This window comes from Trinickia sp. (genome assembly GCF_035492435.1).
Taxonomy (GTDB): Bacteria; Pseudomonadota; Gammaproteobacteria; order Burkholderiales; family Burkholderiaceae; genus Trinickia.
Genome location: NZ_DATJJF010000120.1, coordinates 1 through 11,609, shown reverse-complemented (window position 1 = coordinate 11,609; position 11,609 = coordinate 1). Strand labels below are relative to the sequence as shown.

Sequence of the window (11,609 nt, the reverse complement as noted above, 5' to 3'; positions counted from 1 at the left end):
ATGAGCCTCAAATGCGGCATCGTCGGCTTGCCCAACGTCGGCAAGTCCACTCTCTTCAACGCGCTGACCAAGGCGGGCATTGCCGCCGAAAACTATCCGTTCTGCACGATTGAGCCGAACGTCGGCGTCGTCGAGGTGCCGGATCCGCGCTTGAGCGCACTCTCCGACATCGTCAAGCCCGAGCGCGTTGTGCCGGCCGTCGTCGAGTTTGTCGATATCGCCGGGCTCGTCGCGGGCGCGAGCAAGGGCGAAGGCCTTGGCAACCAGTTCCTCGCCAACATTCGCGAAACGGATGCCATCACGCACGTCGTGCGGTGCTTTGAGGACGAGAACGTCATCCACGTGGCGGGCAAGGTCGATCCGCTGTCCGACATCGAGGTCATCAACACCGAACTCGCGCTTGCCGATCTCGGCACTGTCGAGAAGGCACTTGGACGCTACAGCAAGGCGGCCAAGTCGGGCAACGACAAGGAAGCGGCCAAGCTCGTCGCCGTCCTCGAGAAGGCCCGAGTGCAACTCGACGCCGCCCGGCCGGTCCGCGCGCTCGATTTGACCGACGATGAAACGGTGCTCATCAAGCCGTTTTGCCTGATCACGGCAAAGCCGACGATGTACGTTGCCAACGTCAAGGACGATGGCTTCGAAAACAACCCGCACCTCGACGCCGTTCGCAAGTACGCCGAGGCCGAGAAGTCGCCCGTCGTCGCCGTGTGCGCCGCGATCGAAGCTGAAATTGCCGACCTCGCCGATGAAGACAAGACGGCGTTCCTCGCGGACATGGGGATGGACGAGCCGGGCTTGGACCGCGTGATTCGCGCAGGCTTCAGGCTGCTCGGCCTGCAGACGTACTTCACGGCCGGCGTGAAGGAAGTGCGCGCCTGGACGATCCACGTTGGCGATACCGCGCCGCAGGCCGCGGGTGCCATCCATACCGACTTCGAGCGCGGCTTCATTCGCGCACAAACGATTTCGTTCGACGACTTCGTCGCCTTCAAAGGCGAACAAGGCGCGAAGGAAGCCGGGAAGATGCGCGCCGAAGGCAAGGAATACGTCGTTCATGATGGCGACGTGATGAACTTCCTCTTTAACGTTTAAAGCGCACCTTACGCACATGGCCCAATACGTCTTCACCATGAACCGGGTCGGCAAAATCGTGCCGCCCAAGCGCCAGATTCTCAAGGACATCTCGCTCTCGTTCTTCCCCGGCGCGAAAATCGGCCTGCTCGGCCTGAACGGCTCGGGCAAGTCCACTCTGATTCGCATCATGGCCGGCGTCGATCGCGATATCGAAGGCGAAGCCACGCCGATGCCCAATCTCAACATCGGCTACCTGCCGCAAGAGCCGCAACTCGATCCGGAAAAGACGGTACGGGAAGCGGTGGAGGAAGGTCTCGGCGACGTCTTCAGCGCACAAAAGAAGCTCGACGAGATCTATGCGGCCTACGCAGAGCCGGATGCCGATTTCGATGCGCTCGCCGCCGAACAGGCGAAGTACGAAGCCATCCTCGCGGCGAGCGACGGCGGCAGTCCCGAGCAACAGATCGAAGTGGCCGCCGACGCGCTGCGTCTGCCGCCGTGGGACGCCAAGATCGCGAATCTGTCGGGCGGCGAAAAGCGCCGCGTGGCGCTGTGCAAGCTGCTGCTCGAAAAGCCCGACATGCTGTTGCTCGACGAGCCAACCAACCACCTCGACGCCGAATCGGTCGAATGGCTCGAGCAGTTTTTGACGCGCTTTCCCGGCACGGTCGTCGCGGTCACGCACGATCGCTACTTCCTCGACAACGCTGCTGAATGGATCCTCGAGCTCGATCGCGGCCATGGCATCCCGTGGAAGGGTAACTACAGCAGCTGGCTCGATCAGAAAGAGAACCGGCTCAAGCAGGAAGAAGCCTCGGAATCGGCGCGCCAGAAGGCAATCAAGAAAGAGCTCGAGTGGGTGCGCCAAAACCCGAAGGGGCGTCAGGCCAAGTCGAAGGCCCGGATTGCACGCTTCGAGGAGCTCAACAGCCAGGAGTACCAAAAGCGCAACGAGACGCAGGAGATCTTCATTCCTGTGGGCGAGCGGCTCGGCAATGAAGTCATCGAATTCAAGAATGTCAGTAAGGCCTACGGCGATCGCCTGCTCATCGACAATCTGAGCTTCAAGATGCCGGCCGGCGCGATCGTGGGCATCATCGGCCCGAACGGTGCGGGTAAGTCGACGCTCTTTCGCATGCTGACAGGACGGGAGCAACCCGATTCCGGCGAAATCGCCGTCGGCCCGACCGTCAAGCTCGCCTACGTCGATCAGAGCCGCGATGCGCTCGACGGCAGCAAGACGGTATTCGAGGCAATCTCGGGCGGCGCCGATGTGCTCACGGTCGGCAAGTTCGAGACGCCTTCACGGGCGTATATCGGCCGCTTCAACTTCAAGGGCGGCGACCAGCAGAAGATGGTCGGCAATCTTTCGGGCGGCGAGCGCGGGCGGCTTCACCTGGCCAAAACGCTAATCGCGGGCGGCAATGTGCTGCTGCTTGACGAGCCGTCGAACGACCTCGACGTCGAAACATTGCGCGCCCTCGAAGATGCCCTGCTCGAATTCGCCGGTTCGGTCATGGTCATCTCACACGACCGCTGGTTCCTCGATCGCATCGCCACGCACATCCTGGCGTTCGAAGGCGACTCGCAAGTGGTGTTCTTCGACGGCAACTATCAGGAATACGAAGCAGACAAGCGCAAACGCCTCGGCGATGAGGGCGCAGCGCCGAAGCGCATCCGTTACAAGCCGATCACCCGGTAGTCGCCGGGTTCGATAGTCAGCCGGCAGGCTCTAAGGAGCCTGCCGGCTGCTCTTCTGTTGCGCCGATTTGCGGCGTCAAACGCACGGCCCGCCAAGCCCACTCATCGCGGGCGAGCCGCGAGCCGCGCGCTGCACGCCATTTAGCGAATCCGCGAAAAATCACGCCAACGATCAAGCAAAAGCCAGCCCCAGCTCGCGCAGCTGCACTTCTGTTGCCCCGGCACTCGTATGATGCACGCCGTGCCAGCCGAGCGCGCTTGCCGCGCGCGTGTTCTTGACGTTGTCGTCGATGAAGACGATGTCCTGCGGTGCAACACCAGGCACCTGCTGCTGGATGCGTGAGTACATCTCGGCGTAAATAGCCGGGTCGGGCTTCGCAAGCTTCACGCGGCCCGACACGACGACATCGCGAAAACGCCGCAGCACCGAAAAGCGCTCCCAAGCCCACGGAAAAGTCTCGTCTGACCAATTGGTCAGACCGAAGAGCGGCACACCGGCCGCCTCGAGTTTGTCGACGAGCGCCACGCCTTCCTCGAGCACGCCGCGGATCATCTCGTGCCAGCGCTCGTAGAACGCCCGGATCAGCGATTCATGCTCAGGAAACCGCGCGACGAGCTCCGCCGTGCCCTTGGCGATGGGCTGACCGCCATCTTGCTGCGTGATCCAATCCAACGAGCAGACTTCCGTGAGGAAGCGCCGCCGCTCGGTGTCGTCGGTGATCAACTGGCGATAGAGATAGTCGGGGTTCCAGTCGATGAGCACCCCGCCAAAATCAAAAACGACCACTTTGTCGGCCATGCAGACTCCTCGTTCGATACTTGTGTCGGCTCATGCGCTGCCGCAGTGGGCACCGGGCAGCGCAGACGCTCTCGTTCAGATGGCTTGCGTGCGCGTTTCGAGCCACGCTTTCGCCTCACCCGCTACATGCGGCAAGACGCGCTCACGTACCGTCTGGTGATAAGCGTTGAGCCAAGCGCGCTCGTCGTCGCGCAACAATTCGAGCGCGATACAGCGGGTGTCGATCGGGCAGAGCGTCAGTGTCTCGAAGTCGAGGAAAGGGCCAAACTCCGTTTCGCCAACGGAACGGGCGAGCACCAGGTTTTCGATGCGCACCCCCCAACAGCCCGGCCGATAGAGGCCCGGCTCGACGGAGGTGATCATCCCCTCCTCCATCGCCGTCCACGGCTCGGGCTGCGCGTAATGCGAAATCACCTGCGGACCTTCATGCACGTTCAGGAAGTAGCCCACGCCATGTCCGGTACCGTGCCCGTAGTCCGCACCGGCTTCCCAGATCGGCGCGCGCGCAATGGCGTCCAGCATCGGCGAGCGAATGCCACGCGGAAAACGCGCGCGCGACAGCGCAATCGTTCCCTTCAGGACAATCGTGAAATCGCGCTTGTGCGCCGATGAGATATTGCCGACGGGGACCACCCGCGTGATGTCCGTCGTGCCGCTCGTATATTGGCCGCCGGAGTCGATGAGGAGCAGCCCATCGCCCGCGATGGTCGCGTGCGAAGCCTGGGTGGCGCGATAGTGCGGCATCGCGCCGTTGGCATTGAACCCGGCGATCGTCGCAAAGCTAAGCGATACGAACCCGGGCCGTCGCGCGCGCGCCGCGCTGAGCCGCTCGTCGACGGTGAGCTCGGTGATCGTCTCACGGCCAAGCGCCCCTTCGAACCAGGCGAAGAACTCGGCAAGCGCCGCGCCGTCCTGCTCCATCGTCGCTCGCACGTGTTCCGCTTCCGCCGGCGTCTTGCGCGACTTGGCGAACGTCGACGGATTGACGGCCTCGACCAACGTCACGCTCGCCGGCACGGCCTCCTTGAGGCCGTAAGTGATGCGTCGTGGATCGATGAGCAACGTCGCGCCGGCGGGCAGCGCGGCCAGCGCCGCCGTTGCCCGCTCGTACGAGTCGATGCGAATGCCGTCACTCGCCAGCGCTTGCGCAAGCTCGGCCGGTACTTTACCGTCCGCCACAAAGAGCGTCGCCGAATCGAGCCCGATCAGCGCGTGTCCGACGAAGACGGGATTGAACTCGACATCGGCGCCCCGCAGGTTCGTGAGCCAAGCCAGATCGTCGAGCGTCGAGATGAAATGCCACTGAGCCCCCTTGTCGCGCATCGCCGTCCGGATTGCATCGAGCTTCGCGGCGCGCGTTACCGCCGCATAAGGCATCGCATGCTCGTAGACAGCGCCAACCGGGAGCGCCGGGCGCCCGTGCCAAATTGCGTCGAGCAAATCAAGGTCCGTGCGCAGCGATACACCGCGCGAGCGCAATGCGTCCGCGAGCGTACGCGCCGCGGCCAGCGCGAGCACCGTGCCATCCACGCCGACGCTCGCCCCACTGGGCAGGTGCTCTGCAAGCCAGTCGACAAACTGCATCGGCTGGCCGGCCGCCATCTTCATGAGCGAAATGCCGCTGCCCGCGAGCTGCGCCTCGGCCTGCACCCAATAACGGCTGTCGGCCCATACACCCGCGAAGTCGGCTGTGACGACCAGCGTGCCGACCGAGCCCGTAAAGCCCGAAAGCCACTGCCGCCCTTGCCAGCGCTCAGGCAAGTACTCGGAAAGATGAGGATCGGAAGACGGGACCACGAAGGCGGCAAGCCCTTCTCGCGCCATCGCCTCGCGCAGCCGCGCAAGTCGCCCGGCGGCAGTTTCATCGGGCTGCGCGGATTGTTCGGAAAGTCGGACGTTCATGGGTTCCACCAGGGTTCAACGACGAGAGACCAGAGCGACTGCCAGCGCGACGGCGGCGAACGCGGCAGCGGTGCAAAGCGGCCACTCGAGCACCCCGCCATCGTAGAAGAGTCCAGACAGGTTGCCGGCCATCTTCGCGGCAGCGGCCGCAATGACACCGATGACCACGGCCACGAACCCGCGCATGCGAGTCGCGCGGTACCGCGGATGCAACCGCCAACCGGCAAGTCCGATAACGGCGCCGAGCACGACGATACCCAGCCACCCCATCAGCAACCCACCGCAATCGTCGCCTGCATTTTCATCGGATAACGGGACGCGCCATGCAATCGCATCAATGGCTATTCTCTATCAAAGGTAAAAGTACGGCTTTTGGCAGCCGGGCGATATCGCAATAGATCATTGCATATTCGCGACAATCGCCCGCGGGCCGCGGCAGCCATGGCCGCCCGCCTGAATGCGGCAGCATGGTCACCCGTTGCCCACTCAGAGCCAAAAGCATGAAATCGTTATAATAACCGCCTGTTACTCAAATGCCGCCTACTCGAGTCGGGCGGCGATGTGCCCACGTATGCAACTGCTCACGATCGGAATCAATCACCACACGGCGCCCGTCGCGTTGCGCGAGCGCGTGGCGTTTCCGCCTGAGCAGGTGAAGCCGGCGCTTGCCGCGTTCAAGTCACTGGGGATTGCGGGCGCACCCGAGGCCGCCATTCTTTCCACGTGCAACCGCACCGAGCTGTATTGCGTGACCGAGGCGGCAGCCTCGCGGGAAGCCGCGATCGAGTGGCTCTCGAGCTACCACGGCGTGGATGTCGCGGAGCTCGCGCCGCACGTCTACGCACTGCCGCAGTCCGAAGCGGTTCGGCATGCGTTCCGCGTGGCCTCCGGCCTCGACTCGATGGTGCTCGGCGAAACGCAGATTCTCGGGCAACTGAAAACCGCTGTGCGCACGGCCTCGGAAGCGGGCGCGCTCGGCACGTATCTGAATCAGCTTTTCCAGCGCACGTTCTCCGTCGCCAAAGAAGTACGCGGCACAACGGCGGTGGGCACGCAGTCAGTATCGATGGCCGCGGCGGGGGTACGGCTTGCGCAGCGCATCTTCGACAAAATGTCGAAACAACGCATCCTCTTTATCGGCGCGGGCGAGATGATCGAGCTGTGCGCCACGCACTTCGCAGCGCAGACACCGCGCGAACTCGTCGTCGCCAACCGGACGGTCGAGCGCGGCGCCAAGCTCGCGGAACGCTTCAACGGCCGCTTTATGCCGCTTGCCGACGTGCCCGCGCGCATCCACGAGTTCGACATCATCGTTTCATGCACGGGATCGACGCTGCCGATCATCGGCGCAGGCGCGGTCGAACGCGCGATCAAAGCACGCCGGCATCGGCCGATCTTCATGTTGGACCTTGCGGTACCCCGTGACATCGAACCCGAGGTTGGGCAGCTTAAGGACGTGTTCCTTTACACCGTCGACGATCTCGGTGCCATCGTGCGCGAAGGCAATGCGACGCGACAGGCGGCCGTCGCGCAGGCTGAGACGATCATTGAAACCGGCGTGCACAACTTCATGCAGTGGCTCGATGCGCGCAGCGTCGTGCCGGTGATCCGTCACATGCATAAGCAGGCGGACGCATTGCGCCGTGCGGAACTCGAGCGCGCCCAAAAGATGCTCGCACGCGGCGACGATCCGGCTGCGGTGCTCGAGGCCATGTCGCAAGCGCTGACCAACAAGCTCATTCACGGCCCGACGCACGCGCTCAACCGCGCAAACAGCACGGAACGATCGACGCTGATCGAGTTGCTCGGCGGCGCCTACCAGCACGGCAAGCCGTCGGACCATTAGCGCCGCGGCCACGCTCAAAAGGCGCCGCGGCGGCCCGCACGCGCATGCGGCCGTCTCCTTCGAATCCAATTCTTCCGGGAGCCTCGCTCCACACCATGAAAACGAGCATGCAACAGAAGCTCGACCAGCTGACCACAAGGCTGGCCGAACTCAACGATCTGCTGAGTCGTGCGGACGTCACCGCCAACATCGACCAGTACCGCAAGCTCACGCGCGAACACGCGGAGATTGGTCCTGTGGTCGAGCATTACACGCAATGGCGCCAGGCGCGCAACGATGCGGCGACGGCCTTGGAGCTCGCCGCCGATCCGTCCATGCGCGAGTTCGCCGACGAAGAGGCGCGAGCAGCCCGTGAACGAATGGGGCAGCTTGAGACCGAGTTACGCGCCATGCTGCTGCCAAAGGATCCGAACGACGAGCGCAACATCTTTCTGGAAATTCGCGCTGGCACAGGCGGCGACGAATCGGCGCTCTTTGCCGGCGACTTGCTGCGCATGTACCTTCGTTTTGCCGAGCGGCAGCGCTGGCAGGTCGAGATGATTTCGGAAAGCTCATCGGATCTTGGCGGCTATAAGGAAGTTATCGCACGCATCGCCGGTCAGGGCGCTTACTCGCGGCTCAAGTTCGAATCCGGCGGCCATCGCGTGCAGCGCGTGCCGGCCACCGAAACCCAAGGCCGCATTCATACGTCCGCCTGCACCGTCGCCGTGATGCCCGAGGCCGACGAGATCGGGGAAGTCGAGATCAATCCGGCCGATTTGCGCATCGACACGTTCCGAGCATCGGGCGCGGGTGGACAGCACATCAACAAAACCGATTCGGCCGTGCGCGTTACGCACCTGCCAACGGGCATCGTCGTTGAGTGCCAGGACGACCGCTCGCAGCACAAGAACAAGGACCGCGCGCTCAAAGTGCTGGCCGCGCGTATCAAGGACAAGCAATACCACGAGCAGCACGCCAAAGAAGCCGCGACGCGCAAAAGCCTCATCGGTTCAGGCGATCGTTCGGAGCGAATCCGCACGTACAACTTCCCGCAGGGACGGCTCACCGACCACCGCATCAACCTGACGCTGTACAAGCTCGATGCGATGATGGACGGTGACCTCGACGATCTCATCTCCGCCCTCCTCACCGAGCACCAAGCGGAGCAGCTCGCGTCGCTCGGCGAAGCCGACTGACGATGCGCTCGAGTCATTCCCCCATCGCACACTTCGCTCAATCTGCTTGCCATGTCCGCCGAGCCAGATTCGTCTGCCCAGCCTGACGGGCACGGGCTCTCCACAGCCGGGACGCCGAGCGCCCCCTGCTCGGTTGGCGCGATGACGCCCGGCAGTTCGACGCCTCAGAGCACTGCGGCGCGTTCTGCCGTGGGGGTCGCCGCGACCGCTGACACCGCAACGGCTCTGCTGCGCGCCTCGCCACTGCCCGCACTTGAGGCGCGGATACTGCTCGCGCAGGCGCTTGGTTGGCGTCGTACCGAGCTCATCACGCGCGGCGACGAACCGCTCCAGCAAAGCCAAGCCGCGGCTTACCGGACCCTCGAAGAACGACGCTGCGCAGGCGAACCGATCGCTCAGATCGTCGGAGCACGCGAGTTTTATGGCCTTCAGTTTGAGGTTACGCGGGACGTGCTGATACCGCGGCCCGAAACCGAGCTGCTCGTCGAAACGACGCTCGCGGCCATCGAGCCGCTCAGGAACCCGCGTGTCCTCGATCTTGGCACCGGCAGCGGAGCGATTGCCGTCGCGGTGGCGTCAGCACGGCCCGACGCGCGAGTCTGGGCGCTCGACCGCTCGTCCGAGGCGCTGGCGGTCGCAGCACGCAACGTGGCCAAGCTCGTCGACCCGCATCGGGCCGGCGGATCGATTCATCTGATCCAAAGCGACTGGTACGCAGCGCTCGATCCGTCGCTTTCATTCGACGTCATTGTCAGCAACCCGCCCTACATCGCGGCGACGGACCCGCATCTCACCGCCGGGGACCTGCGTTTCGAACCAAGAGGCGCGCTCACCGACGAAGCGGACGGACTCTCGGCAATTCGGGCGATTATCGACGGCGCGCGCGCGTACGCCGTGCCGGGCGGGCAGATCTGGATCGAACATGGCTACGACCAAGCGGCTGCCGTGCGCGCCCTCCTCACAGGAGAGGGATTCGCCGAGGTCCACTCGCTCGCCGACCTAGCCGGCATCGAGCGGATCAGTGGCGCAGTGACACCCAGCGCGGGCTTTGTCACCGATCACGCCGCCCGATAGCCGCCCCGGCCTGGACCGGCGAAATCCGTTATCATTTCCAACTATCTTCCACGCTCCGTGTTCTCACGGAATCAAGGTCAGTCATGGATACGCAACAACGCATCAAGCAGATCGTCGATGAAAACCAGGTCGTGCTCTTCATGAAGGGCAACGCACAGTTCCCGATGTGCGGGTTTTCCGGTCGCGCCGTGCAGATTCTTCAGGCATGCGGCGTCGACCAATTCAAGACGGTGAACGTGCTCGACGATGAAGAGATCCGCCAAGGCATCAAGGACTTTTCTAATTGGCCGACCATCCCCCAGCTTTATGTGAAGGGCGAGTTCATCGGTGGCTCTGACATCATGATGGAGATGTACCAGTCGGGCGAGCTTCGGCAGCTGTTCGCGTCGGCCTGACGCGCAGCCCGGCCTCTTACGGCTGCCCCGCCGCGCCATCCCCGGCCGCACCATGCCAGCGCTCAACACGCCGCCGCGCCGGTTGATCATTGCGATCACGGGCGCGACGGGCGCCATTTATGGCGTGCGCCTGCTCGAGACGTTGAAGCGTCTAGGTGGCGTCGAGACGCACCTTCTGATCTCGAGCGCCGGCTGGCTCAACGTTCAGCATGAATTGCGGCTGACGAAAGACGAAATCCATCCGCTTGCCGATGTCGTTCATTCCGTGCGCGACATCGGCGCTACCATCGCGTCGGGGTCGTTCGCGACCGACGGCATGATCGTCGCGCCCTGCTCGATGAAAACACTGGCGAGTATCGCTCACGGGTTGTCCGACAACCTGATCGCCCGTGCGGCCGACGTCACACTCAAGGAGCGCAGACGGCTGGTGCTCCTTGTGCGGGAAACGCCGTTCAACCTTGCCCATCTGCGCAATATGACGGCCGTCACCGAGATGGGCGGCATCATCTTTCCGCCACTGCCCGCGTTCTATCACCGGCCCGCATCGATTGATCAACTCGTCGACGACACCGTCGCCCGCGTGCTCGATTTGTTCGCGCTAGGGGCGAAGCTTGCCGACGCCTGGAAAGGCTTGCGCGGCGACGAGTCGGATCGACGCTAAATCCGGCGCACCGCGCACGGCACCCGACGGGCAAGACGTCAACCTCCGCCCACTCAAAGCTGCACGCAACCGCAAGTTGAAGGCCCTAAAGGTGGCGGCGAGCGGTTGTCGCCCGCCGCTCTCTCAACCGTCAGGGTTGAGCTAAGACGCTGACGTCATCTTCATGACCCTCGCCCTCCGCTTCGCGCTCGTCGAGATACGGCGTGCGATAGCCTGACGCGACGCCCCAGAAATAGAAGACGAGCGCGGCGATAGCCACAGCCAGCATGTCCCAACCGTAGGGTAAGAGCCCCCTGCCCCCAAATTGCTTGCTACCGATCAGGGAGAACAGCGCCATCGTCGGCAGGTAAGCGACGAGCCACCAGGCCCCTTTCAGATCGCGGTGAAAGCCACCCCAGCCGGCCTTGCCCTGGTAGTAGAAATAGACGGGCAGCGCAACGATCATGAGCAAAATGATCTCCCCCGTGAGCGGCCATTTCGCCCAGTAAAGCACGAGCGAGGCGCAGACAAAGGCAAACGGGGCAACCACGCGCATGAGCGGCAGCTTGAGCGGCCGCACGAGGTCGGGCCCTGCACGGCGAAGCGACATGAGACTGATCGGCCCCGTGAGATACGAGATGACGGTGGCGACAGAAATGACGGCTGCAAGCGAGCTCCAGCCGCGGAAGAAGAACAGGAAGACGAATGACACGAGCAGATTGAACCACATTGCGTTGCGCGACACGCCATAGAGCGGGTGCACGCTACCGAACATCTTCGGCAGCGTATTGTTGCGCTCCATCGCATAGATCATGCGCGTGGTGGTGGCCATATACGTTGAGCCGGTGCCGCTCGGGCTTACGAATGCATCGACGTAAAGCATCAACGCGAGCCAGTTGAGGTTCAACGCCAGCGCGAGCTCTGCGAACGGAGACGCAAACGTCAAGTGATGCCAGCCTTTTGCGGCGTCGGAGGGGTTGACGGCTCCGATAAAGGC

Annotated in this window: 11 protein-coding genes; 7 read left to right on the top strand and 4 right to left on the bottom strand. The window is 63.4% G+C overall.

Annotated elements, in window-relative coordinates; translation table 11 throughout:
- Both ychF and ettA read left to right on the top strand, forming a co-directional pair.
- A complete protein-coding gene (ychF, locus tag VL598_RS09165) occupies window positions 1-1,095 on the top strand; it encodes a redox-regulated ATPase YchF (protein WP_325326397.1) in 1,095 nt (364 codons plus the stop codon).
- 16 nt (window positions 1,096-1,111) lie between these two features.
- Window positions 1,112-2,779, top strand: coding sequence for an energy-dependent translational throttle protein EttA (gene ettA, locus VL598_RS09160; protein ID WP_325326396.1), 1,668 nt, complete (start codon window positions 1,112-1,114; stop codon window positions 2,777-2,779).
- A gap of 171 nt (window positions 2,780-2,950) precedes the next feature.
- Here ettA and VL598_RS09155 read toward each other — a convergent pair whose 3' ends face one another.
- The 3 genes from VL598_RS09155 to VL598_RS09145 all read right to left on the bottom strand — a co-directional run bounded on the left by VL598_RS09155 (window position 2,951) and on the right by VL598_RS09145 (window position 5,749).
- Window positions 2,951-3,577 (bottom strand): HAD family phosphatase, encoded by a 627-nt coding sequence (locus VL598_RS09155; protein WP_325326395.1) that lies wholly within the window; start codon window positions 3,575-3,577, stop codon window positions 2,951-2,953.
- 75 nt (window positions 3,578-3,652) lie between these two features.
- The gene (locus tag VL598_RS09150; protein WP_325326394.1) at window positions 3,653-5,479 is read right to left on the bottom strand and encodes an aminopeptidase P family protein; all 1,827 of its coding nucleotides are present in this window, start codon (window positions 5,477-5,479) and stop codon (window positions 3,653-3,655) included.
- A 15-nt stretch (window positions 5,480-5,494) separates the two neighbouring features.
- On the bottom strand, window positions 5,495-5,749 hold the full coding sequence (locus VL598_RS09145; protein ID WP_325326393.1) for a hypothetical protein: 255 nt from the start codon (window positions 5,747-5,749) through the stop codon (window positions 5,495-5,497).
- Window positions 5,750-6,050: 301 nt separating this feature from the next.
- Between VL598_RS09145 and hemA the strand changes: the two genes are divergently transcribed.
- The 5 genes from hemA (at window position 6,051) to VL598_RS09120 (ending at window position 10,633) form a co-directional block, all read left to right on the top strand.
- Window positions 6,051-7,325, top strand: coding sequence for a glutamyl-tRNA reductase (gene hemA / locus VL598_RS09140; RefSeq protein WP_325326392.1), 1,275 nt, complete (start codon window positions 6,051-6,053; stop codon window positions 7,323-7,325).
- Between the two features lie 95 nt (window positions 7,326-7,420).
- Window positions 7,421-8,503, top strand: coding sequence for a peptide chain release factor 1 (gene prfA / locus VL598_RS09135; RefSeq protein WP_325326391.1), 1,083 nt, complete (start codon window positions 7,421-7,423; stop codon window positions 8,501-8,503).
- Between the two features lie 141 nt (window positions 8,504-8,644).
- Window positions 8,645-9,577, top strand: coding sequence for a peptide chain release factor N(5)-glutamine methyltransferase (prmC, locus tag VL598_RS09130; protein ID WP_414718686.1), 933 nt, complete (start codon window positions 8,645-8,647; stop codon window positions 9,575-9,577).
- A gap of 83 nt (window positions 9,578-9,660) precedes the next feature.
- On the top strand, window positions 9,661-9,972 hold the full coding sequence (gene grxD / locus VL598_RS09125; RefSeq protein WP_325326389.1) for a Grx4 family monothiol glutaredoxin: 312 nt from the start codon (window positions 9,661-9,663) through the stop codon (window positions 9,970-9,972).
- A gap of 52 nt (window positions 9,973-10,024) precedes the next feature.
- Window positions 10,025-10,633: a UbiX family flavin prenyltransferase gene (locus tag VL598_RS09120; protein ID WP_325326388.1), complete on the top strand. Its 609-nt coding sequence runs from the start codon at window positions 10,025-10,027 to the stop codon at window positions 10,631-10,633.
- Window positions 10,634-10,763: 130 nt separating this feature from the next.
- Here VL598_RS09120 and VL598_RS09115 read toward each other — a convergent pair.
- The coding region (locus tag VL598_RS09115; RefSeq protein WP_325326387.1) for an APC family permease at window positions 10,764-11,609 on the bottom strand (846 nt) is incomplete at its 5' end.